The sequence below is a fragment of the Pseudomonas sp. SLBN-26 genome (genome assembly GCF_006715895.1).
GTDB classification, from domain to species: Bacteria; Pseudomonadota; Gammaproteobacteria; order Pseudomonadales; family Pseudomonadaceae; genus Metapseudomonas; species Metapseudomonas otitidis.
This window is the reverse complement of the sequence record NZ_VFOB01000001.1, coordinates 2,111,056-2,133,138: the sequence shown is the minus strand read 5'-3', so window position 1 is coordinate 2,133,138 and position 22,083 is coordinate 2,111,056. Positions and strand designations below refer to the sequence as shown.

18 protein-coding genes and 1 pseudogene are annotated in these 22,083 nt (G+C 67.7%); 9 read left to right on the top strand and 10 right to left on the bottom strand.

Annotated elements, in window-relative coordinates; all coding sequences use genetic code 11:
* Nucleotides 1–109 precede the first annotated feature (109 nt).
* Complete coding sequence (locus FBY21_RS09840; RefSeq protein ID WP_044412698.1) at nucleotides 110–988, top strand: DMT family transporter; 879 nt, start codon at nucleotides 110–112, stop codon at nucleotides 986–988.
* On the opposite strand, the gene FBY21_RS09835 is transcribed toward FBY21_RS09840, so the two are convergent.
* A complete protein-coding gene (locus tag FBY21_RS09835) occupies nucleotides 963–1,319 on the bottom strand; it encodes a transcriptional regulator (RefSeq protein ID WP_142010694.1) in 357 nt (118 codons plus the stop codon). The two genes, FBY21_RS09840 and FBY21_RS09835, sit on opposite strands and share 26 nt — an antisense overlap.
* 308 nt (nucleotides 1,320–1,627) lie before the next feature.
* Between FBY21_RS09835 and FBY21_RS09830 the strand changes: the two genes are divergently transcribed.
* Together FBY21_RS09830 and FBY21_RS09825 are read left to right on the top strand one after the other, a co-directional pair.
* The gene (locus tag FBY21_RS09830) at nucleotides 1,628–2,314 is read left to right on the top strand and encodes an endonuclease (RefSeq protein ID WP_074969356.1); all 687 of its coding nucleotides are present in this window, start codon (nucleotides 1,628–1,630) and stop codon (nucleotides 2,312–2,314) included.
* A gap of 182 nt (nucleotides 2,315–2,496) precedes the next feature.
* Nucleotides 2,497–4,632: a TonB-dependent siderophore receptor gene (locus FBY21_RS09825; protein WP_142010691.1), complete on the top strand. Its 2,136-nt coding sequence runs from the start codon at nucleotides 2,497–2,499 to the stop codon at nucleotides 4,630–4,632.
* Nucleotides 4,633–4,677: 45 nt separating this feature from the next.
* On the opposite strand, the gene FBY21_RS09820 is transcribed toward FBY21_RS09825, so the two are convergent.
* Nucleotides 4,678–5,070, bottom strand: a complete 393-nt coding sequence (locus FBY21_RS09820; RefSeq protein ID WP_142010689.1) for a GFA family protein — start codon at nucleotides 5,068–5,070, stop codon at nucleotides 4,678–4,680.
* A gap of 160 nt (nucleotides 5,071–5,230) precedes the next feature.
* Here FBY21_RS09820 and FBY21_RS09815 point away from each other — a divergent pair, with 160 nt between their 5' ends.
* From FBY21_RS09815 to FBY21_RS09800, 4 genes are all read left to right on the top strand, one after another.
* On the top strand, nucleotides 5,231–5,722 hold the full coding sequence (locus tag FBY21_RS09815; protein WP_142010687.1) for a GNAT family N-acetyltransferase: 492 nt from the start codon (nucleotides 5,231–5,233) through the stop codon (nucleotides 5,720–5,722).
* Nucleotides 5,723–5,888: 166 nt separating this feature from the next.
* On the top strand, nucleotides 5,889–6,254 hold the full coding sequence (locus FBY21_RS09810) for a c-type cytochrome (protein ID WP_044412685.1): 366 nt from the start codon (nucleotides 5,889–5,891) through the stop codon (nucleotides 6,252–6,254).
* A 76-nt stretch (nucleotides 6,255–6,330) separates the two neighbouring features.
* Entirely contained in the window at nucleotides 6,331–7,662 is a 1,332-nt protein-coding gene (locus tag FBY21_RS09805; protein ID WP_174244756.1) for a D-arabinono-1,4-lactone oxidase, read from the top strand.
* 81 nt (nucleotides 7,663–7,743) lie between these two features.
* Nucleotides 7,744–8,952, top strand: coding sequence for a DSD1 family PLP-dependent enzyme (locus FBY21_RS09800; RefSeq protein ID WP_174244755.1), 1,209 nt, complete (start codon nucleotides 7,744–7,746; stop codon nucleotides 8,950–8,952).
* Between the two features lie 135 nt (nucleotides 8,953–9,087).
* Here the strand turns inward: FBY21_RS09800 and FBY21_RS09795 are convergent, their stop codons facing one another.
* Nucleotides 9,088–10,032 carry a transporter gene (locus FBY21_RS09795; protein ID WP_142010681.1) on the bottom strand — a complete coding sequence of 315 codons (945 nt, stop codon included), beginning with the start codon at nucleotides 10,030–10,032 and terminating at the stop codon, nucleotides 9,088–9,090.
* Between the two features lie 244 nt (nucleotides 10,033–10,276).
* Here FBY21_RS09795 and FBY21_RS09790 point away from each other — a divergent pair, with 244 nt between their 5' ends.
* A complete protein-coding gene (locus FBY21_RS09790; RefSeq protein ID WP_044412675.1) occupies nucleotides 10,277–11,317 on the top strand; it encodes an AraC family transcriptional regulator in 1,041 nt (346 codons plus the stop codon).
* Nucleotides 11,318–11,366: 49 nt separating this feature from the next.
* On the opposite strand, the gene FBY21_RS09785 is transcribed toward FBY21_RS09790, so the two are convergent.
* Nucleotides 11,367–11,891, bottom strand: a complete 525-nt coding sequence (locus tag FBY21_RS09785; protein ID WP_044412673.1) for a glyoxalase superfamily protein — start codon at nucleotides 11,889–11,891, stop codon at nucleotides 11,367–11,369.
* 208 nt (nucleotides 11,892–12,099) lie between these two features.
* Nucleotides 12,100–12,762 carry a DUF998 domain-containing protein gene (locus tag FBY21_RS09780; protein ID WP_142010679.1) on the bottom strand — a complete coding sequence of 221 codons (663 nt, stop codon included), beginning with the start codon at nucleotides 12,760–12,762 and terminating at the stop codon, nucleotides 12,100–12,102.
* Nucleotides 12,763–12,916: 154 nt separating this feature from the next.
* Between FBY21_RS09780 and FBY21_RS09775 the strand changes: the two genes are divergently transcribed.
* Nucleotides 12,917–13,786: a LysR substrate-binding domain-containing protein gene (locus tag FBY21_RS09775; protein WP_142010677.1), complete on the top strand. Its 870-nt coding sequence runs from the start codon at nucleotides 12,917–12,919 to the stop codon at nucleotides 13,784–13,786.
* An 11-nt stretch (nucleotides 13,787–13,797) separates the two neighbouring features.
* Here FBY21_RS09775 and FBY21_RS09770 read toward each other — a convergent pair whose 3' ends face one another.
* The 5 genes and pseudogenes from FBY21_RS09770 to FBY21_RS09750 all read right to left on the bottom strand — a co-directional run bounded on the left by FBY21_RS09770 (nucleotide 13,798) and on the right by FBY21_RS09750 (nucleotide 22,072).
* Complete coding sequence (locus FBY21_RS09770; RefSeq protein ID WP_142010674.1) at nucleotides 13,798–16,059, bottom strand: ATP-dependent DNA helicase; 2,262 nt, start codon at nucleotides 16,057–16,059, stop codon at nucleotides 13,798–13,800.
* Nucleotides 16,056–17,714, bottom strand: a complete 1,659-nt coding sequence (locus FBY21_RS09765) for a VRR-NUC domain-containing protein (RefSeq protein WP_142010672.1) — start codon at nucleotides 17,712–17,714, stop codon at nucleotides 16,056–16,058. The genes FBY21_RS09770 and FBY21_RS09765 overlap by 4 nt, the downstream gene beginning before the upstream one ends.
* A gap of 106 nt (nucleotides 17,715–17,820) precedes the next feature.
* Nucleotides 17,821–18,768 (bottom strand): hypothetical protein, encoded by a 948-nt coding sequence (locus FBY21_RS09760; protein WP_142010670.1) that lies wholly within the window; start codon nucleotides 18,766–18,768, stop codon nucleotides 17,821–17,823.
* Between the two features lie 91 nt (nucleotides 18,769–18,859).
* Nucleotides 18,860–20,182 carry a sigma-54-dependent transcriptional regulator gene (locus FBY21_RS09755; protein WP_044412663.1) on the bottom strand — a complete coding sequence of 441 codons (1,323 nt, stop codon included), beginning with the start codon at nucleotides 20,180–20,182 and terminating at the stop codon, nucleotides 18,860–18,862.
* Nucleotides 20,179–22,072 (bottom strand): annotated as a pseudogene (locus FBY21_RS09750) (ATP-binding protein). Before FBY21_RS09750 ends, FBY21_RS09755 begins: the two are co-directional and overlap by 4 nt.
* Between the last annotated feature and the right edge of the window lie 11 nt (nucleotides 22,073–22,083).

The following is a 22,083-nucleotide window of genomic DNA, read 5'->3' as shown; positions in this document are numbered from 1 at the left end:
CCCAGACCGGTCGCGCTGAGTTGAGGTCGGTCGCTCAAGCCGCTATTTTCTGAGCCGCCTCATCATTAGTCTGCTAAACATATCGGCCGCAGACTGCCCGGAACCCCGCATGAGCCCCAGTACCCCATCGCTGCGCCGCGAGGAGCCCTTGAAGGGCATCCTGCTGATCTGCGTGGCGATCTTCCTGTTCTCCAGCCACGACGCCATCTCCAAATACCTGTCGGCCTTCTACCCGATCATCATGGTGGTGTGGGTGCGCTACCTGGTGCACACGCTGCTGTTGGCCGGCTACCTGCTGCCGCAGCAGGGCTTGCGGGTGCTGCGGGCGAAGCGCCCCGGGCTGCAGGTGGCGCGGGCGTTGTGCCTGATCGGGGTGAGCCTGCTGTTCACCACCGGGCTGCGCTACATCCCCCTGGCGGAGGCGACCTCGGTGATCTTCCTGGCGCCGCTGCTGGTCACGGCGTTGTCGGTGCCGCTGCTGAAGGAGCGCGTCACCCGCGGGCAATGGGTGGCGGTCCTGCTGGGGCTGGGTGGGGTGCTGCTGATCGTGCGGCCCGGGGGCGCGCTGTTCACCCCGGCGGTGCTCCTGCCGGTTTCGGCTGCGGTGTGCTTCGCCTTCTACCAGTTGCTGACGCGCATCCTCTCGCGCTACGACAGCCCGGCCACCACCAACTTCATCACCGGCCTCACCAACACCCTGATCATGAGCACCCTGGTGCCGTTCTTCTGGAGCCTGCCCACCACCACTGGCCACGGCCTGCTGATGCTGGCCCTGGGCGCCTGTGGCATGGGCGGGCACATGCTGCTGACCCAGGCGTTCCGGTATGCCTCGCCGGCCTTGCTGGCACCGTTCAGCTACGGGCAGATCGTCTTCGCCGGGTTGCTCGGCTACCTGCTCTTCGACCACGCGCCGGATGCCATCGGCGTGGTTGGCATCGCCATCATCGTCGGCAGCGGCCTGTTCACGGCGTACGCCCAGCGGCGCTGAGCTCGTCGGCGGTGCGTGCCAGGGAGCGGCAGGCCTGGGCGTTCTCCACGTAGTCCTTCAGCCAGCGCAGCACCTCCACCGGCTCCCAGCGGGTCGGGTCGAACAGTACATACACCAGCCCCTGGTAGCCCACCACGTCCAGCGGCCGGTGGTAGCCCGCCCGCTGGAACAGCGCCTCGATCTCCGCCAGGCAGGTGTTGAAGTGCACGCGGGTGAAAGGCGTCTTGCCGTCGGTCACCAGCCCCTCCAGCAGCAGCTCGTCCACCGCCTCGCGTACTTCGGATACCGCCATGCGGTTGACCGTGTACTTCAACTGCATCACGTCGACCATCCCTGTTCTCCTCATCAGTGCAGGCACCGCGCCCCGTGGCGGCTTCCAGCCGGCCGGCGTGGTGCAGGGTTGTCCGGACCGCCGGCAACGCGCAGCGGCAGCGGGTGTTTCCGGGAACGGATCATCCCAGGGATTTGTGACAGCGGTTTTGGCAAGGGCATGGGGGCTGAAGGCATCATCGGACGATTCTCATTGAATACTGTATGAATATACATATACTCGGTGAACTCATCCCCTGGCAACAAAACTCCGATGAAGAACCGCTGTCAGTGAGTGCCTCTCCACGCTGTACGGGAATCCCCTGATCCATGATCCGTTTCGTCCTGCTGCTCTCCCTCCTGCTGGCCGGTACCGCCCAGGCCACCGCGCCGCGCACCTTCCAGGAAGCCAAGAAAGCCGCCTGGAAGCTCTACGCTTCCCACCCCGTCGAGTTCTATTGCGGCTGCCGCTACAGCGGCAACAAGGTGGACCTCAAGAGCTGTGGCTACGTCCCGCGGACCAATGCCAAGCGCGCCAGCCGTATCGAGTGGGAGCACATCGTCCCGGCCTGGGTCATCGGCCACCAGCGCAAGTGCTGGCAGAACGGCGGCCGCGAGAACTGTGCCCGACACGACGACGCCTACCGCCGGGCCGAAGCCGACCTGCACAACCTGGTGCCGAGCATCGGCGAGGTGAACGGCGACCGCAGCAACTACGGTTTCGGCTGGCTGCCCCAGGCGCCCAGCCAGTACGGCGCCTGCCCGATGGTGGTGGACTTCAAGGCGCGCAAGGCCATGCCGCGCCAGCAGATCCGCGGGATGATCGCGCGCACCTACTTCTACATGAGCGAACGCTACGGCCTGCGCCTGTCCAAACAGGACCGCCAGCTCTACACCGCCTGGAACAAGCAGTACCCGGTGGAAGCCTGGGAGCGGAACCGCAACCAGCGCGTGGCCTGCGTGATGGGGCACGGCAACCATTTCGTGGGGGCGGTTAATTTGAAGGCGTGCAAGTGAGGGCGCGCTGGTCTTTGTCAGCGAGCCACCCTTGAAGGGTTGGGCGGCTCGCTGGTAGCGCCCGGGCAAGAAGATTTTGTAGGACAAGGCATTTTTGCGAATGATAAAGCTTGTCATTTGTGATAGCGTGCGGCGCATTCCTACAAATACCTTCACCTCGTCTTGCAAGGAACCGCTTTTCGATGCGCCGTACCCTTCTGTCCCTCTGCCTGCTCCAGGCTGCCGCCCCCGCTTTCAGTGCCGAACCGCCACTCTCCGCCGAAGACACCGGTTCGCTGGAGCTCAATGCCCTGAACATCGATGCCCAGGCTGAAGCATGGGAGCGCGCGGATGGGCCGGTGAAGGGCTACAAGGCGACCCGGTCAGCCAGCGCCACGCGCACCGACACGGCCCTGCACGAAACCCCGCAGTCGGTGACCGTGGTCCCCCGCGACGTGGTCGAGGACACCGGGGCAACGCGCCTGCAGGAGGCGCTGGACTACGCCGGTGGCGTCGGTCGCGCCAATAACTTCGGGGGCCAGGGGCTGACCACCTTTACCGTGCGCGGCTTCACCACCGGCGAGTTCTATCGCAATGGCTTCCCCATCAACCGGGGTTATCCCAATGCGCCGGACGCCAACACCATCGAGCGCCTTGAAGTCCTGCGCGGGCCGGCGTCCAGCCTCTATGGCCGTGGCGATCCGGGCGGCACCTTCAACGTGGTGACCAAGCAGCCCCAGGCCGAGCGCAAGACCACGCTCGGCGCGCAGGTTACCGACCAGGGCCTGTACCGCAGCACCCTGGACACCACTGGCGCATTCGACGAGGAAGGCCGCGTGACCTACCGCCTGAACCTGCTGGGGGAGGGGGGCGACAGCTTCCGCGACAACGTCGAGAGCGAGCGCTACGACGTGGCGCCGGTGATCAGCTGGCAGGCCACCGACGACACGCGCATCACCCTCGAAGCCGACCTGATGCGCAACAACCATCCCCTCGACCGGGGCCTGACCCGCTACCCCAACCAGGCCGGTAACCCCTCTCGCGACATCAATGCCTGGGGCTCGCGTAGCGACAATCGGTTGCACAACGACAACGACATGCTGCAACTGCGCTTCGAGCATGCCCTCAACGCCGACTGGACCCTCGCTGGTGGCGTGCAGGACCTCAACGGCACCCTGCAGGGCAACGCCATCGAAGCCAACGGGCTGCAGGCTGACAGGCGCACCCTGGGGCGCAACTTCAACTACCGCAAGCTGGACTGGAGCGACCGCGACTACCAGCTCAACCTCACTGGCCACTTCGACACCTTCGGCCTGGCCCACACCCTGCTGACTGGCGTGGAATACGAGGACTACCACTACAGGTCCATCATCCGTCGCTCCGGCGGTTCGACCGGCGACTACACCGTGGACATCTTCAACCCCGCCACCGGCCAGGCACGTCCGGCACTGACCCGTGTGACCACCCACGACAAGGAAAACCTCAACACCTGGGCGGCGTTCGTCCAGGATCAGGTCGCGCTCACCGAACGCTTCAAGGTGCTGGCGGGCGTACGTGTGGAGCGCTACGAGCACGATTACGACAACCGTCTGCCCGGCAGCCGCGACTGGAGCACGGCGGACACCGCCACCACCCCGCGCCTGGGGGTGATCTACGACCTCACCGATAGCCTGGCGCTGTATGCCAATGCGTCGAAATCCTTCAAGCCCAACACTGGTGCGAGCCGCCAGGGCGATGGCTTCAATCCTGAGGAAGGCAAGGCCTACGAGGTGGGCCTGAAGTGGGAGTCGCCGGACCAGCAGCTCAGCGTCGACGCGGCCGTCTACCACATCGTCAAGCAGAACGTGCTCACCCTCGACCCCCTGGATTCCGCCTTCAGTGTTGCCGCCGGCGAAGTACGCAGCCGTGGCTTCGACCTCAACATCGCCGGCAACCTCACCCCTGAGTGGCGCATGACCGGCGGCTACGCCTTTGTCGATGCCGAGGTGACCCGCGACAACAGCCTGAAGAAAGGTACCCGCCTGGCCAATATCCCGCGCAACAGCTTCAGCCTGCTCAACGTCTACGAGTTCCAGGACGGCGCCGCCAAGGGCCTGGGCCTGGGCGCCGGCGTGCGCTACGTGGACGACCGCGCCGGACAGACCTCCGCCAGCACCTATGCGATGAAGGGCTATACCGTCGTCGACCTGCTCAGCTTCTACCAACTGACGCCGCAGGTACGTCTGAACCTGGACGTGAAGAACCTGCTCAACGAGGAGTACGAGGAGGGCGCCTTCAACCTCTATGCCTATCCCGGCGCGCCGCGCACCGTACAGGCCGGCATCGCCTACACCTTCTAGCCGCTGTTGCACGCCAGCCGTGCGGAGATGTGGCGGTGCGCGCCGTCAGTCCTCGTAGCGGCTGGTCGGGTCGCGATCCCGGGAGTAGTGCCTGGCCAGTGGGAAGGCCGGCAGCCAGGACTCGCGTCGGATCACCCAGCTCTCGTAGGTCGGCACCAACTGGTCGGGCGCGTCCAACGCCCCCAGGTTGACCTCCACCTCATCGCCCGAACGGTTGAACACCGATGACCCGCACCGGGGGCAGAAATGCCGGCCTGCGTAGGCGTGGGCGGTCCCTTCGAGGGTCACCGCCGCCTCGGGGAAGATCGCCGAGGCATGGAACAGCGCCCCGTGATGCTTGCGGCAGTCCAGGCAGTGGCACAGCCCGACCCGGTACGGCCGACCCTCCGCCACCAGGCGCAGGTCGCCACACAGGCAGCCTCCGGTGAATCGTTCCATCTCCTACCCTCCTGTTTCATCAGTCCACCTGGGTTCGACCCGTCCTTGTCCCCGGCAGGTTACATCCCGTCGGGTGTATGGCCTTTCCCACCTCGATCTGTGCCTATGCCATGGCACGCGATGCCCCTAGGATCGGCGCTCAACCAGGGAGGATAGGGCGATGGAAGAGGGTATCGAGGCAAGCGATTTCGGTGGGCTGCAGGTACGGCAGCTGGTACCGGACGACCTGGAACTGATCTGCAGGCACCGCGAGGCGATGTTCCTCGAAGCCGGAGGTGATCCGGCTTCGCTACGGGTGATGACCGAGCACTTCCGCCCCTGGCTGCGGGTGCGCCTGGACGACGGCCGCTATTACGGCTTCATGGTGATGGACGAGGGCAGTCCGGCGGCCGGCATCGGCCTGATGAGCATCGACTGGCCACCGCACCCGGCCCACCCGACCCAGGACCAGCGCGGCTACGTGCTCAACGTTTACGTCGAGCCGGCCTACCGGCGTCGGGGGCTGGCGACGGCACTGATGAAGCTGGCGGAAGCCGAGTTCGCCCGGTGTGGCCTGGGCTTCGCCGTGCTGCACGCCACCGAGGTCGGCCGCCCGGTGTACCAGGCCCTCGGCTGGGCAGCCACCCGCGAGATGACCAAGACCCTCGGCTGAGGCACCGCCGCACCCTGTGGTTTCCGGCGCGGTCATCGCGCTGTCCTGCCAAGCCCCCTCGCTGTCCGCCAATGCCCTCAGCGCCCGGAGGCACCTGGCGTAACGTGGCGCGCTACCCACCACAACAAGCGCCGTGCCGCCTGGCACGGTAGAAGAGGGGAGTGCGATGCCGAAACCCGCGAACCTGCTGATTCCCGCCCTGCTGGCCCTGGCCGGGCTGCTCGGCGGCTGTGGCGAGGAGGCCAAGCCGGCCGCGCCGCAGAATGCCGCCACCCTGGCACCGGCCGACCCGGCCCTGGCCAAGGTCTACGACACCAGCTGCAAGCTGTGCCACGCCAACCCCGCCTCCGGGGCGCCGCAGAGCGGTGACGCCGCCGCCTGGGCGCCGCGTGTCGCCCAGGGCACCGACAGCCTGCTGGACCACAGCATCAACGGCTTCAAGGGCATGCCGCCGATGGGCATGTGCATGCAGTGCTCGGAAGAACAGTTCCTCGCGCTGATTTCCTTCATGTCCGGTCAGCACCTCGAATAAGGCGTCCTCCATGGCTATGAACCTCACCCGACGCCAGCTGCTGCAGCGGGCCGGCGTCGCCGGCGCCTTCACCGCGCTGGCCTGCACCCCGGCGCTGGCGGAACTGGCCCGTGCGCCCCGGCTGATCCCCTGGCGCAACTGGTCCGGCGGGCAGAGCTGCCTGCCCCTGGCACGCCTCGCCCCGCAGAGCCTGGACGAGCTGGTCCAGGTCATCCGCCAGGCCGAAGGCAAGGTCCGCCCGGTGGGCTCGGCCCACTCCTTCAGCGCCCTGGTGCCCACCGACGGTACCCTGGTGTCGCTGGCCTACTTCAACGGTCTGCTCGCCCACGATCCGGCCACCCTGCAGGCTGAGTTCGCCGCCGGCACGCCGATGTCCCTGATGGGGCCGGCGCTGCAGGCGGTTGGGCAGGCGCTGCCGAACATGGCCGACATCGACTACCAGACCCTGGCCGGGGCGATCGCCACCTCGACCCACGGCACCGGCGTCGGCTTCGGCTCCTACTCCTCACAGGTCACCGGCCTGCAACTGGTGACCGCCAGCGGCGAGGTGCTGGATTGCGACGCCCAGCACCACCCCGAGGTGTTCAACGCCGCGCGGGTGTCCTTGGGTGCCCTGGGCGTGGCGACGCGGGTGCGCCTGCAGAACCGCGAGGCCTATCGCCTGCGCGAGAAGCAGTGGATCGCCAGTACCGAGGAGCTGCTGGAGGACGTGGGCAACCTCACCCGTGACAACCAGCACTGGGAGATGCTGGTGATCACCCATTCCGACTACGCGCTGTCCGTTGCCCTCAACGAGACCACCGACCCGGCGACGCCGCCGCTGGACCCGGAGGAGGAGGGCGGCAACGGCTTCGTGAAGATCATCGAGAACCTCGACAAGTACGGCAGCGACTTCCCCGCCGCCCGCCGCGCGCTGCTCAACAGCCTGCGCCACATCGCCAGCTTCGACGACCGGGTCGGCGACTCCTACGAGATCTACGCCAACGTGCGCAACGTGCGCTTCAACGAGATGGAGTACTCGGTGCCCGCCGAGCATGGCCCGGCCTGCCTGCGGGAGATACTCGCGCTGATCCGCGACAAGGACCTGCGCACCTGGTTCCCCATCGAGTACCGCTACGTGAAGGCCGACGACATCCCCCTGAGCATGTTCGAGGGCCGCGACAGCTGCTCCATCTCCGTGCACCAGCACTACAGCATGGACCACCACAACTTCTTCGCCGCCGTCGAACCGATCTTCTGGAAGTACGCCGGCCGGCCGCACTGGGGCAAGCTGCACACGCTCAACGCGCGCACCCTGCAGGCGCTCTACCCGCGCTGGAAGGAATTCACCGAGGTGCGCCAGGCGCTGGACCCGAGCGGCAAGTTCCTCAATGCGCACCTGTCCTCGATCCTCGGCGTGGCCGGATAACAAGGAGAAGCCATGAACCGTCGCAAATTCCTCGTCGGCACGGCCGGTGCCGGCGTACTGCTCGCCGGTGTCGGCGCCTGGCTGCGGCCGGCCGACAAGGGCGCCCCGTACAGCGATTACTTCGCCCGCCTGAACCGCGAGCTGAAGGCCCAGGGGCCGATGCACCCGGTGATGCTGATCGACCTCGACCGGCTGGACCACAACATCGACGTGGTGATGCAGTCGGTGCGCCGTGCCGGCAAGTCGCTTCGCCTGGTGGAGAAGTCCCTGCCGTCGCCGCAACTACTGGACTACATCGCCAAGCGTGCCGGCACCCAGCGGCTGATGTCGTTCCACCAGCCCTTCCTCAACCACGACGCCGAGCGCTTCCCCGAGTCGGACATTCTGCTCGGCAAGCCCCTGCCGGTGCGTGCGGCGCAGCTGTTCTACGAGGCCCATCGCGGTCCGTTCGACCCGGCCCGGCAGCTGCAGTGGCTGCTCGACACCCCCGAGCGACTGGCGCAGTACCTGGCGCTGGCCAAGGCCCTGAACATCCGCATGCGCATCAACATCGAACTGGACGTGGGGCTGCACCGGGGCGGCGTGCAGGACACGGCCGGCCTCGGGCGGATGCTCAAGCTGATCGGCGCCAACCCGCAGCACCTGGAGTTCGCCGGCTTCATGGGCTACGACCCCTTCGTCGGCATGGGCGTGCCCGGCATCCTCGGCTCGCCCGAAGCGCTCTTCGCCAAGGTGATGACGCTGTACGACGGCTTCGTCGACTACGCCCGCACCCGGCACCCAACGCTGTGGCGCCCGGACCTGACCCTGAACACCGCCGGCAGCCCCAGCTACCGCATGCACGAGCGCGAGCGCACCAGCAGCGAGGTCTCGGTGGGCTCGGCGCTGCTCAAGCCCACCCACTACGACCTGCCCTCCCTGGAGGAGCACCAGCCGGCGGCCTACATCGCCACCCCGGTGCTCAAGAGCACCGGCGCGGTGCGCATCCCGGCGCTGGACGGCAAGTCGGCGCTGTTCTCCTGGTGGGACCCGAACCAGCGCGAGACCTTCTTCATCTACGGCGGCAACTGGATGGCCGAGCCGGAGTCGCCCAAGGGCCTGCAGTTCAACGGCCTCTACGGGCGCAGCTCCAACCAGGAAATGATCAACGGCTCCCACGCCGTCGGCTTGGGCGTGGATGACCAGGTGTTCCTGCGGCCGACCCAGTCCGAATCCATCCTCCTGCAGTTCGGCGACCTGCTGGCGGTGCGTGACGGGCGCATCGTCGAGCAGTGGCCGGTGTACAGCTGAGCGCGGGGTCAGCTACTCCAGCGTGAAGCGCTTCGCGAGCAGCGCTCGCTCCTGCGGTCGATGCCAACTGACTGAGAGAACCCCAGGCCCTTGCCTGGGGTTCTGCGTTCCGGGAAGGTCCAGAGGCCGAAAGGTTCAGAGGCTGAACGGCAGGTTCAGCTTGGCCCAGAGCATCTCGCCTTCCGGGCGGTTCTCCACGGCGAACTCCTTGGCCCAGCGCATCTCAACGCTGGCGTACTTGAGGAAGGTCAGGTGCACCGCTGGGCCGATGGCGAAGACCTGCCCGCGCACGCCGTCGTCCACGTCCTCGCCCATGAAGGTCACCGTGCGGCCGAACTGCTTGTCGTCGGTGGTCTGCTTCACGTAGTAGCCGTTCAGGCCCAGGCGCAGGTTGTCGGTCACCCGGTAGCTGGTGGAGTAGTCGAAGTGGAACAGCTGGCCGGACTGGTAGTCGGTGTCCGGGTTCTCCTTGTTGAAGCTGTAGGTGGCCTTGACCGACAGCTCGGTGCGCTCGCTGGGCTGCCAGGTGGCCGAGAGCAGCGGCTTGTAGGTGACGAAGTTGTTGCCGGTGTTGGCCGGCCGCGCGGCGTCGTAGCTGCCGGTGGGCAGGGTGATCTCCAGGGCCGCGCCCAGGGTCAGGTCCTTGCCCATGTCCCAGAGGATCAGTGGCGCGATGGTGGTGTCGCCCTGGGCTTCGCGGCGGCTCTCTTGGCCGAACAGCGCCACCTGCTGGCGCATGTAGGGTTGTGCCACGTAGCCACCGACCCGGCCGCCCAGCAGCCGCAGCGGGCTGAGGTAGTCCAGTCGCGGGATGATCGCATCGGAGGTGATCTTCACCTCCGGCACCTTGCCGCCCAGGGAGCTGATGTCCAGCTTCTTCGACTCGTAGTGGTTGTAGTAGAGGTTGAAGGCGAACATGTGGTCCGGAAGGCTGTTCACGTCCAGCGGCAGGACGAAGAAACCATCGGTGCCGGGGCCGATGTTGTCGACACCGTTCTCGGTGGCCTGGGCGGCCAGTGGCAGGGCGATGGCGAGGGCGGCTGCAGGGGGAAGCAGCCAAGTGGCACGGTTCGGATTCATGGGGGTGCTCATTGTTATTGTGTGTGGACGCCGCCGGAGGGCCCCTCGGGCGGCGCCATAGGAATAAGCGCTGGCGGCTTGGCGGAGCAGGGCATTGCCGGACAGGCAGGGGGCATTGAAGGCCAGGCTGCAATACGCTGTTACAACCCCTCTTGGGTCGATCCCGAACGCGTTATGATGGCCACCCTGCGCGCCTGGCCCCACAACAAGAACCCTCAGGCGCCGGCTTCGGATGTGCCTGCCCATGACCCTCACGCCCCTCGACGCCCAGTACGACCTGGCCCAGGTTTCACCCTTCCTGCTGCAGACCCTGGCAGAGGTGGTGAGCGACCGGGGCATCAGCAGCGAACGCCTGTGCCGTGGCCTGGGCTTCACCCCCGATGACCTCCAGGACCCAGCCCAGCGCATCTCCTACCGCCAGGCGGCGACCCTGATCCAGCGCGCCCTCGCGGCCTTCCCGGAAGGGGGGCTGGGGCTGTGGGTGGGGCACCGCAATGTGCTCGGTACTCTCGGCCTGCTCGGCCACGTGCTGTCGCTGTGCAAGACCCTGCGCGACGCCTTCGAGGTGGGCCTGCGCTTCCAGCACACCGCCGGCAGCATGGCCGTCTACAGCCTGCACGAGGGGGCCGCCGAGAGCTTCGTGGAGGTGGCATGCCAACTGCCCTTTGCCGATGTGCAGGTGTTCGCGGTGGAAGAGTTCTTCGCCAGCCTGATGGTCTACAACCGCGCCCTGGCCAGCGCCGAATTCCAGCCCCTGCGCTTCGAGTTCACCCATGGCGCGCCGCCCTACGTCGAGCAGTACCAGCGCCTGCTGGGGCCGAACCTGCACTTCGGTTGCCTGCACAACCGCATGGTGTTCGCCAGCCACTGGCTGGATAGGACGCTGCCCGGCCACCAGCCGGTGGCCCTGCGCCAGGCCCTGCAATTGCTGGAGCTGGAAAGCGCCCAGGTGCAGCAGAAGGCCAGCCTCCTGCAGACCGTGGAGCGTGCCATCGCCCGCGACCTGCCCCAGGGCAGCCCCATCGACGCCGTGGCCCACGGGCTGAACATGAGCAGCCGGACCCTGCGCCGGCGCCTGAGCGAGCACGGCATCACCTTCGAAACCCTGCTGGAGCAGGTGCGCCGGGCGCGGGCCATGAGCCTGTTGAGCAACCCGGATATGCCCATCGAGCGCATCGCCGAAGCGCTCGGCTACAGCGACGTGCGCGGCTTTCGCCGGGCCTTCAAGCGCTGGACCGGGCAGAGCCCCTCGGCCAGCCGTGACGAGGCGATGGCCGCCGGTTGAGGCCGGACACAGATGGCCGGGCGGATCCACCACCCGACCGAAGTGCGATTCAGTACTGGCAGAAGCGGATGCGATTGCCGAACGGGTCGTGGACCTGCATCTCCTGCCCCCAGTCCTGCTCGACGATGTTTGGCCGGCCGTAGCTGTAGTGCTTGCCGATCAGTTCGTCATGCAGGGCAGCGATGTTGCGCATGGGCACGAAGATCGTGGCGCCTGGGCTGGCGTCGCCATGGTGTTCGGACAGGTGCAGCTTGAGCCCGGCGCGGTCCAGACCCAGGTACAGCGGTAGATTCGCCTCGAAGCGATGCTCGAATTCGACCGAGAAGCCGAGGAAGTCGCAGTAGAACTCGCGCGCCTTGCCTTCATCGAACATCCGCAGGATGGGAATGCTGCGCTCGAACACGATGCCCTGGGTGTCGTCTCGAAGCTGGGCCGAGGCGGTGTTCCAGTCGCGATAGCCGAGCTGTTGGGCGACCAGTTCGAGGGCGGCGGAGTGGCTGATGTCGTGACTGCTTGTGGCTAGCAGGGCCCGCAGCCGCTTGGCCATGACTTTGGCGTTTTGGATGGTTTGCATGTTGCCTCCAGATGTCGAAGCTCATGGGGCTCGCGTTGCCGGTCTTCGACATTCAAGAGGGTGCTGAACGGGAGACGGTGGAGCGATGCATTCACCATTCCCGAAGGATGCGAGCGGCAGGCAGCATCAGCCTCGGCGGATCGTAGTCGAGGCGATTCGTTGAGGGAAGGTCCGCCGAGCCAGGTGGACTTGCCGCCCGCCCAGGGCATCAACAGCTGGTAGTAACGAGGTTGCCAACGCCATCGGTCTTCGCCTGGCGCCGTAAGGCGAGTAGCGCCAAGGATGCTACCCAGGTAACCGAGACTCCGTAGTTGAGCCGCTGGTAGAGGCCGAACAGCTGGCCATCGGCGAGGGCCCTGCCCATCAGCACTACCGTCACCAGGGCCAGCACCACGCAGAGCGCTGAAAATACCCCGAAGCCGGGGGCATCGAGTAGACGTCTGCCGAGGAACACCCACAGGGCGCTGGCCAGGGTCAGCGAGGCGAACATCAACAGCCCCGCCAGGTTGTGCACCTGCTGCGATACGGACGGCTGCGTCGGCGCGCAACCCTGGTCGCAGGCAAAGTAACCCGTGGCGAAACTGGCCAGACCGTGGAGGAGGATCAGGGAGGCACTCACCAGCGCGAGACGCGATGCCTGAAAGCGCCTCGCCACACCCACCGCGAAGAGCACGAACAGCACCCCCAACGGAAGGTTGTTCACCCAGGCGGAGAAGCCTTGTGTTCGGGCGCCTGTGGCCCCCAACTGGCTCATCGCCTGGTCGAGATGGCTATAGCCCGGATAGGCGAGCGCGGTCAGTGCGACACCCGCGAACAGCCAGAACGGAATCAGCACGCCCAGCCCCAGCAGGGCCCGGTCAATCGTCTTCACGGCAGCACTCCCAATCATCATGGATTGCGTTCCGGCTCTTGCGGAATCGCGGCCCCATGCTAGGGGCCCCCCATGCAATGGGTTACCGTTTTTTTTGCAAGGCAGCTTGCGCATGCGTCATCCTGTCGCCCCATCGATCCACGGATGGCCACCGATGACCAGACGCCTGCCCAGCACCTCTGCCTTGCTCGCCCTGGAAGCCGCCGCGCGCCACCAGAGCTTCGCCAGGGCCGCACATGAACTCTCATTGAGCGAGGGGGCTATCAGCCGGCAGATCGCCAAGCTGGAGCAGTTCCTCGGGGTGCGCCTGTTCCTCCGTGCGGGCAACCGAGTCGAGCTCTCGAGCGCCGGTGTTCGCTACGCGGCGCAGATGCGCACGGTGTTAGCGGATATGGAGCGGCATACCCGCCAGGCGATGAGTGAGACAACCACTGGCGTTGCCTTGGAGATCGGGGTCATCCCCACCTTGGCCAGCCGCTGGTTGATTCCTCGGCTCGCGCGCTTCCGTCAACGCCATCCCGATATCGAGATCAACCTGCGCGAGCGTACGCAGCCCTTCACTCTGGAGGACAGCGACCTGCATGCGGCGATCAACTACGACCATCCCATCTGGCGCTCCATGCAGGTGCAGCCGTTGTTCGAGGAGCCAATGGTCGCGGTCTGCCACCCGCACTTGGCGGGCGAGGCGCCCGCCCGCATGCCCCTCTTGCACAAGCATGGGAGCCCCAATGGCTGGCCGCGCTATGCCGAGCTGACCGGCATGGCCCTGTCCAGCGCGACTACGGGGCCGGTCTATGACCGCTACGCCTTGCTCATCGAGGCTGCCAAGGTGGGTTTCGGCATGGCGCTGGTGCCGAGACGCTACGTCGAGGGTGACCTGGATGAAGGGAGGCTGAGTGCGCCCTGGCCGACTCTGGCGCAACTCTGCGAGCGTTATGTGCTGGTGACCCGCCCCCTGGCCGAGTCACCGCCTGCACTCGTGACCTTCAGCCGCTGGCTACTCGCCGAGGGCGAAGCCTCATAGCCTGTGCGGTCTCACCCCATCTCCACCCGCCACCAGCTGGGCAGCAGCCGGCGGATCTCGGGTTGGGCGAAGCGTTCGTCCATCAGGTGCACCACGCCCCGGTCACCCTGGGTACGGATCACCCGGCCGGCGGCCTGTACCACTTTCTGCAGGCCCGGGTAGAGGTAGGTGTAGTCGTAGCCAGCCTGGAAGATTGCGCCCATGCGCTGCTTCAACTGCTCGTTCACCGGGTTCACCTGGGGCAGGCCGAGGGTGGCGATGAAGGCACCGATGAGGCGCTCGCCGGGCAGGTCGATGCCTTCGCCGAAGGCCCCGCCGAGCACGGCGAAGCCGATGCCGCGCCCGCCCTCGGTGAAGCGTTCGAGAAAGGCCAGGCGCTCGGCCTCGCCCATGCTCCGCGACTGGCTCCAGGCCGGGATGAAGGGGTGCCGCTCGGTGAACAGCGTGGCCACCTGTTCCAGATACTGGTAGCTGCTGAAGAACGCCAGGTAATGGCCGGGGCGCTGGTAGAACTGGTCGGCCATCAGTTCGACGATGGGCTCCAGGGATTGCGCCCGGTGCTGGTAGCGGGTGGAGAGGTGCTGGGCTACCCGCACCTGCAGCTGCTCGGCGGTGAAGGGGGATTGCACCTCCAGCCACGGCGTGTTGCCCGGCACCCCCAGCAGGTCGCTGTAGTAGCGGCGCGGGTTGAGGGTGGCGGAGAACAGCACGGTGGACCGACTGGCTTCCAGGCGCGGGCCGATGAAGGGGGCCGGCACCAGGTTGCGCAGGCACAGGGTGGACTGGCGGTTGCGGCCGCTGCCGTAGGCGTTCAGGTCGAACAGCGAATGGGTGTCGAAGAGTTCGGCCATGCGGGTGAAGTGCAGGGCGTCGAAGTAGAACGTCATCAGCGCCGGGTCCAGCGGCGCGCCGGGCTGTTCCGCCAGGTGGTCGGTGATGGCGGTGACCGCGTTCTGCAGCGCGCCCAGAAGCTTCTGCGGGGGTTCGTCGTAGGCCTGGTAATCCACCAGCTGGGCCTTGTTCAGCTCGCTCCAGCTGCGCTGCACCCGCTCCAGGGGCTTCCTCAGCGGGCCGGGCACGCTGCGGACCAGGGCCTTCAGCGCGCCCTGGCGCAACTCGGCGCTGTACATGGCGCGGGCGCGCTCCACCAGGTTGTGGGCTTCGTCCACCAGCACGCCCACCTGCCACTGGTTGAGCTGGGCAAGGCCGAAGAGCAGGGCGCCGAGGTCGAGGTAGTAGTTGTAGTCCCCCACCACGACGTCGCTCCAGCGCGCCATCTCCTGGCCCAGGTAATAGGGGCAGACGTTGTGGGCCAGGGCCACCTCGCGCAGGGCGGCGCGGTCCAGCCAGCACCGTTCCGCAGCCGCCTCGCGGGCAGCCGGCAGGCGGTCGTAGAAGCCCCGTGCCAGGGGGCAGGCGTCGCCGTGGCAGGCGCTGCCGGGGTGTTCGCAGGCCTTGTCGCGGGCGGTCAGCTCCAGCACCCGCACGGGCAGCGTGTCCACGCTGTCGCGCAGGGTCGCCAGGCTGTGCAGGGCCAGTTGCCGGCCGGGGGTCTTGGCGGCGAGGAAGAACAGGCGCTCCAGGCGCCCGCCGCCCAGGGCCTTGAGCTGGGGGAACAGGGTGGCCAGGGTCTTGCCGATGCCGGTGGGCGCCTGGGCCATCAGGCAGCAGCCGGTGCTGGCGGCCTTGTAAACCGCCTCGGCCAGTTCCCGCTGGCCGAGGCGGAAGCTGGCATGGGGAAAGCGCAGGACCTGCAGGGCACCGTCACGCCGGGCCTGGTGGGCCAGCTCCTGTTCGGCCCAGGCGAGGAAGGCCTGGCACTGGGTCTCGAAGAAGGCCCGCAGTTCGGCGGCGCTGGCGCGGGTGGTGAAGGTGGTTTCCTTCTGGCTGGCGACATCGAGGTAGACCAGGGCCAGCTCCACCTCGTCCAGTCCGCGTTCGGCGCACAGCAGCCAGCCGTAGACGCGCACCTGGGCCCAGTGCAGGTGACGGTGGTTGTCGGGCTGGCGGGCCAGGTCGCCGCGGTGGGTCTTCACTTCTTCCAGGCGGTTGCCTGCCGGGTCGTAGCCGTCGGCGCGGCCGCGCACCTGCAGCGGGCCGAACGCGCCGGCCAGGGGCACTTCGCGCTGGTAGCCGTTGCCCCGCCGGGCCGCCACCAGGGCGTGGCCGGCGATGCCTTCCTGGGCTGTGGGGGAGGGGGTGAAGCGCAGGTCGAGGTCGCCGCGCTTGGCGGTGAACTCGCACAGGGCCCGCACCGCCACGCGGTAGCTCATGCCGGGAGGGCCTCGGTGTCGGCCCATTGCACGTAGCACACGCTCACCGGCATGCCGTGCTCGGCGCAGAAGTCCAGCCAGCGCAGCTGGTTGTCCTGCAGGCGGTCGCCGGGGCCCTTCACTTCGATCATCTGGTAGCGCCCCTGGCCGGGCCAGAAGCGGATCAGGTCCGGCAACCCGGCACGGTTGGCTTTGATGTTCTGCAGCAGGCGGCGGAACCAGTGCTTCAGGTGGTCGGCCGGCAGGCAATGCAGGGCCTGCTCCAGCAGGGGCTCGTCCAGCATGCCCCAGTAGACGAAGGGCGATTGCAGGCCGTACTTGGTGCGGTAGGTGTGGCGCATGGCGTCGCGCCAGCTGCCGTCGTCCAGCCGGGCCAGGCAGGCGGCGAAGCGCTCGGCGCGCCGGGCATGGAAGTCCGGGGCCAGCAGGTCGGCCGGGCCGGCATGGAAGGGGTGGAAGAAGGCCCCGGGCAGCGGGTGGAAGATGGCCTCCCAGCACAGCAGGCCGAACAGCGAGTTGATCAGCGTGTTCTCGACGTAGTGCACTGGCCCGTCGTCGTCGCTGAGGTGGGCCAGCACGCTGTGCTCCACCGAGACGAACGGCTCGGGGCGCGGCAGGTGCAGGTCCAGCCGCTCCACCGGTGCCGGCTTGCGGGCGCCGGCGCGGGGCAGGCCGAGCTTGCGCTGCAGGCGCGGGAGGATGCGCGCCAGGTGTTGGCGCTCTTCCTCGTCGCCGGGGGCGTCGGCCAGGGCCAGGGCGAGCGTATGGGCCTGCTCGAAGGCTTCCAGGCGCTCCAGTACCCGCAACTGGCGGATGCGTGCGCCGGGCCAGGGGCAGTCGCGGTAGACGGCCAGGGCCAGGTCCAGCTCGCCAAGGCGTTCGCAGTGCTGGCCGAGCTGGAACAGCAGCCGTGCGCGCCGGCCTTGCAGCCAGGGGTTGTCGTTGGCCGGGGGGATGTCCGCCAGCAACATGGCCGGGCAGGCGTCGCCGGCTTCCAGCCGCTCGCGGCACCGGTGCAGGTGCAGGTACAGGTCCACGTCGTCGCGGTGGCGGAAGCCGCGGGCATCGGCTTCCAGCGCCACCTGCTCGTACTGGTGGATGCCCAGGTCGGCGAGCACGAACTCGGACCAGTCCTGGGTCAGGTTGCCGAAGAACATCAGCCGCAGCCGATCGCACAGGGGCATCAGGCGCAGCGCGTAGACGCGGTCGTCCAGCGTCGGGCACCAGGCATCGAAGGGGCGCGGTTCGGAGTACAGGGGCTGCAGCCGCGCCAGTTGCTCGGCCTTGCGTGCGTCACCCCGGCCCAGCTCGGCGCCGAAGCAGGCGGCGATCTCCGGTTTGCGCAGCAGGGCGAACAGCTGCTCCAGGTCCAGCGCGGGCGCTGCATCCACCCAGCCCAGCGCCAGCAGCGGGCGCACCGCTTCGCGGGTGGGGCCGATCTCGGCGTACACCAGCTTGCTCTCGCGGAAGCGCTCGCCCTTGCGCATCACCATGCGCACCAGCAGCGCCTGGGCTTCGCGCGGCAGCCCGGCGAAGGCGGCGAGGAAGGTGCGCTCCTCATCCAGCAGCAGGTCGTCGTAGCGCGAGCCGATCCAGTCGAGCACGGTGTGGAAGTTGTTCAGGTAATAGAACGGGTCGTCGAGGGCGCTGGGCATGGCGGAACAGGGTGGGCGAATGGCTGGCTATTTATACAGCTATCCGCGCTGGCGCCCAACCGGATTTCGATCAATGGGGTGGCCCGTGCCGCCACCCCGCCGTGCCTCAGTAGAAGACCACCGAAGCCAGCCGATCCAGCGAGTCGCCCAGCTTGTAACTGAAGGGGCGGCCAAGGGCGCCGGCCAGGTGCTCGCATTTCACCGCCAGGTCGGTGTGGGAATAGAAATCCACCTTGGCGTTCTCGTGATTGACGGTGCCGACGGGGCCGATGATGAACTCGAACTGCTTCAGGCCGCGTTTGTTGCGGAAGGGGGTCGAGCGGTCGGTAATGGCCGAGGTGACCTGCACCTTCTGCTGGCTCACCAGGGCCTGCAGGTCCGGGTCGGCGAAACGCACCTCCACCGGGATCTCGTCGTAGGAGTAAGCGCTGGCGAGGTCCTTCACCATCAGGGTGCGGTAGGGGCCTTCCTCTTCCGGCACCTTCATGCCGATGAAGGGCAGGGCGGGTTCGAACTGCGCGGTGACGTTGCACATCACCTCGCTCTGCATGTTCAGCGAGCCCTTCAGGGCTGCGTTGACCAGGTCGGTCATGCCGAACGCCACGCTGAGGGACACCGCGTCGAGGGTGAAGTGGGCGTCGTACTCGCGGGGTAGTTCGAGGGCTTTTTCCCGTGCACGGGGGAGGCTCGGGGGTATGTCGTCGGGGTGCAGGGTCAGGTGCATGTCCAGCGGTGCTTGGCGGGCATCGACGATGGCCTTGAGGGCGGCCTGCAGGGCGCTCTTCTGGGCCGGTTCCAGGCCGCCGAAGATCGGTTCGCTGAGCACCAGCTCCGTGCCCAGGCTGTTCTTGATGCGTGGGGTGATGCGGGTCGGGTCGATGCCTTGTGCCTGCATCAGCGCCTCCAGCTGCTCGCGGTAGACCGGCAGGAGTTCGTCACCGAACGGGGCCTTGCGCACCGAGCGCTCGAAGGTGAGGGTGGCGAAATCACTGTCGCAGCCACCCAGCAGGAGCGTGGTGGCGAGCAGGGGCAGGGCGAGTATCCGTGTGGTCATCGTGCGTCCTTGTCTGACGAGGGGCGGCATTGGACCACAAAACGGTTCGGCCCTGCCGCCATCGGGTTCACACCCGACCCGCCCGGCGGATTCAGAGGCCGTACTTCTTGACCTTGTCGAACAGGGTGGTCTTGGCCATGCCGAGGCTGAGGGCGGCCTGGCTGATGTTGCCGGCGTGGCGCTCCAGGGCCTGGCCGATGAGGTTGCGCTCGAAGACTTCCACCGCTTCGGCGAAGGACGGGGCATTGCCGTCGGGCGCCTGGCCGCTCTTCTTCAGCGCCGGCAGGCCGAGGGCGTAGCGCTCGGCGACGTTGCGCAGCTCGCGTACGTTGCCCGGCCAGTCGTGGGCCATGAGGCTGGAGGCGGTGGCGTTGTCCAGGGTGGGCGCGGGGCGGTCGAAGCGCAGGGAGGCGAGCTGCAGGAAGTGCTCGAAGAGCATGAGGATGTCTTCGCGCCGCTCGCGCAGGGGCGGCAGTTCCAGGGTCACCACGTTGAGGCGGTAGTACAGGTCGCTGCGGAAGGTGCCGGCCTTGCCGGCGTCGTCCAGGTCGGTCTTGGTGGCGGCGATCACCCGGCAGTCCACCGGGATCGGCTGGTTCGAGCCGAGGCGCTCCAGGGTCTGCTCCTGCAGCACGCGGAGGAACTTGATCTGCAGGTTGATGGGCATGCTCTCGATCTCGTCGAGGAACAGGGTGCCCTTGTTGGCGTGCTCGATCTTGCCGATGCGGCGCTTGCCGGCGCCGGTGAAGGCGTGGGCCTCGTGGCCGAAGATCTCGCTGTCGAACAGGTTTTCCGGCAGGCCGCCGCAGTTGAGGGCGACGAACTCGTGGTCGCGGCGGCGGCTGTAGTCGTGCAGGCAGCGGGCGACCAGCTCCTTGCCGGTGCCGGTCTCGCCTTCGATCAGTACGTTGGCGGCGGTGTCGGCGACGTTGGCGATCAGCTCGCGCAGGGCCTGGATCGCCGGGGAGCGGCCGATGATGCGCTGCTCCAGGGACTGGCGCCCGGCCAGTTGGCGGCGCAGGGCGCTGACCTCGCGGTCGAGGCTGCGTTTTTCCAGGGCACGGCGGGCGACCTCCACCAGGCGCTCGGGGGAAAAGGGTTTCTCCATGAAGTCGTAGGCGCCGTCGCGCATGGCGTTGACCGCCATGCTGATGTCGCCGTGGCCGGTGATCAGCACCACCGGCAGGCTGCGGTCGCGGGCCTTGAGGCGGCTGAGCAGCTCCAGGCCGTCGATGCCCGGCAGGCGGATGTCGGTGATGACGATGCCGGCGAAGTCGGCGCCGACCTGGGCCAGCGCGTCCTCGGCACTGCCGACGCCGATGCAGGGGATGTCCTCGAGGATCAGCGCCTGCTGGCAGCCCAGCAGCACGTGGGGATCGTCTTCGACGATGAGGACGGTGAGGGGCTCGGTCATGTCGGGGTCCTCGGCGCGGGCTCGCGGTGAGCGGCGTAGGGCAGGAGCAGTTCGAAGGCGGTGCCGCCGGCTTCCGGGTGGCGCACGCCGAGGCTGCCGCCGGCAGCGGTGGCCAGGCTGGCGGAGAGGGTCAGCCCCAGGCCGAGGCCGTGCTCGCCGGGCTTGGTGGTGAAGAAGGGCTCGAACAGGTGCACGCGGGCGTCGGGGGCGATGCCGGGGCCGTTGTCGCGTACTTCCAGGCGGTAGCGGCCCTGTTCGTCGCGGCCTTCCAGCCAGATCTGGCCGTCGTCGTGGCCGGCAAGGGCGTCCAGGGCGTTGGCGATGAGGTTGACCAGGATCTGCTCCAGGCGCGTCTGGTCGATGGCCAGTTCGGCTTCGGCGCAGGTGCGGTGCAGGGTGATGGGGCTCTTCTCCAGTCGGGTGTGGAGGATGAACAGCGCGGCGTCCACGGCCTTGCCGAGGGAGGCCTGGCCATGGTCGTCGGCGCGGCGGGCGAAGGCGCGCAGGCTGGCGGTGATGCGGCCCATGCGGTCCACCAGTTCGTTGATGGCGGTGAGGTTGGTGCTGGCCACGTCGAGGGCGCCCCGGGCGAGGAAGCGCACGGTGTTGCCGGAGAGGGTGCGCAGGGCGGCGAGGGGCTGGTTGAGTTCGTGGGCGATGCTGGTGGACATCTGCCCGATGACCGCCAGCTTGCCGGCCTGCACCAGGCCGTCCTGGGCCTTGCGCAGATTTTCCTCGGTCTGCTTGCGCTCGCGGATCTCGTCCATCAGGCGCTGGTTGCTGGCGATGAGGTCCTGGGTGCGCTCGCCGATCTTGCGTTCCAGTTCGTTGTTGGCGGCCAGCAGGGCTTCGCGGGCGGCGAGGCGGGTGGCGAGGACCTTGCGCCGTTCGTTCCAGGCGATGCCGAGGAAGGCCAGCAGGGCCAGCCCGGCGGCGGCGAGCAGGCCGTGGATCACCGCTTCGCGGCGCAGGTCGGCCAGGGGCGAGAGCAGGGTGAAGTGCCAGCGGGTGTCGTTGAGGAGGCGCGCCTGCGAGAGGTAGGCGACGCTGCCGGTACCTTCGCCGTTGGGGAAGCTGATGATCTCCAGGCCTTCGCCCAGGTCCTGGCGGGCGCTGGGCTGCCATTCGTCGAGGGCCGACCAGTGGTATTGCAGGCTGCGGGCCAGGCGCTCCCGGTCGTCGGCGGACAGCGGGCGGACCGCCTTCATGCGCAGGGCCGGGTCGCTGGAGAGGATGATGATGCCGTTCTCGTCGCTGACGAAGGCGTGCAGGCGGGCCTTTTCCCAGCGCTCCTGCAGGGCCTCCAGCTTCACCTTGACCACGGCGACGCCGATGATCCGCTGCTGGTAGCGCAGGCCGTGGGCCAGGTAGTAGCCGGCTTCGCCGGTGGTGCTGCCGATGCCGTAGAAGCGGCCCGGCAGGCCTTTCATGGCGTCCTGGTAGTAGGCGCGGAAGGCCAGGTCTTCACCGAGGAAGCTGTCGGCATCGCGCCAGTTGCTGGTGGCCAGCACACGGCCTTCGGTGTCGAGCAGGAAGGTGGCGCGGCTGCCGCTGCGGCGGTTGAGCCCTTCGAGGTAGTCGTTGACGAGGTTGCGCCGGTAGGGCGTGGGGTTGAGCAGCAGGTGGCTGACGCTGGACTCCAGCTCCAGCAGGCTGGGCAGGTAGGTGTAGCGGTTGATCTCGCTCTCAACGGCGCGGGCGTGGAGTTCCAGCTGGCGTTCGCCGTTGCTGGCCAGGGCGCGGATGCCGGCCTGTTCGCTGAGGTGATAGACCACCCAGCCGGCGCCCAGCATGGCCAGGAGCAGCAGGAGGGTCAGCGAGAGGTGGCGGAGCAGGCGCGGCTTCACGGTGAGGGCGGGCGGGACGGCACGGAGGCTGGTGGTGGGGCATTGCATCATAGT

Bases quoted from the DNA above. Each gene is read 5' to 3' on its own strand.
- FBY21_RS09840 (WP_044412698.1), top strand. From the start codon at position 110: ATGAGCCCCAGTACCCCATCGCTGCGCCGCGAGGAGCCCTTGAAGGGC.
- FBY21_RS09835 (WP_142010694.1), bottom strand. From the start codon at position 1,319: ATGGTCGACGTGATGCAGTTGAAGTACACGGTCAACCGCATGGCGGTA.
- FBY21_RS09830 (WP_074969356.1), top strand. From the start codon at position 1,628: ATGATCCGTTTCGTCCTGCTGCTCTCCCTCCTGCTGGCCGGTACCGCC.
- FBY21_RS09825 (WP_142010691.1), top strand. From the start codon at position 2,497: ATGCGCCGTACCCTTCTGTCCCTCTGCCTGCTCCAGGCTGCCGCCCCC.
- FBY21_RS09820 (WP_142010689.1), bottom strand. From the start codon at position 5,070: ATGGAACGATTCACCGGAGGCTGCCTGTGTGGCGACCTGCGCCTGGTG.
- FBY21_RS09815 (WP_142010687.1), top strand. From the start codon at position 5,231: ATGGAAGAGGGTATCGAGGCAAGCGATTTCGGTGGGCTGCAGGTACGG.
- FBY21_RS09810 (WP_044412685.1), top strand. From the start codon at position 5,889: ATGCCGAAACCCGCGAACCTGCTGATTCCCGCCCTGCTGGCCCTGGCC.
- FBY21_RS09795 (WP_142010681.1), bottom strand. From the start codon at position 10,032: ATGAATCCGAACCGTGCCACTTGGCTGCTTCCCCCTGCAGCCGCCCTC.
- FBY21_RS09790 (WP_044412675.1), top strand. From the start codon at position 10,277: ATGACCCTCACGCCCCTCGACGCCCAGTACGACCTGGCCCAGGTTTCA.
- FBY21_RS09785 (WP_044412673.1), bottom strand. From the start codon at position 11,891: ATGCAAACCATCCAAAACGCCAAAGTCATGGCCAAGCGGCTGCGGGCC.
- FBY21_RS09775 (WP_142010677.1), top strand. From the start codon at position 12,917: ATGACCAGACGCCTGCCCAGCACCTCTGCCTTGCTCGCCCTGGAAGCC.
- FBY21_RS09770 (WP_142010674.1), bottom strand. From the start codon at position 16,059: ATGAGCTACCGCGTGGCGGTGCGGGCCCTGTGCGAGTTCACCGCCAAG.
- FBY21_RS09765 (WP_142010672.1), bottom strand. From the start codon at position 17,714: ATGCCCAGCGCCCTCGACGACCCGTTCTATTACCTGAACAACTTCCAC.
- FBY21_RS09760 (WP_142010670.1), bottom strand. From the start codon at position 18,768: ATGACCACACGGATACTCGCCCTGCCCCTGCTCGCCACCACGCTCCTG.
- FBY21_RS09755 (WP_044412663.1), bottom strand. From the start codon at position 20,182: ATGACCGAGCCCCTCACCGTCCTCATCGTCGAAGACGATCCCCACGTG.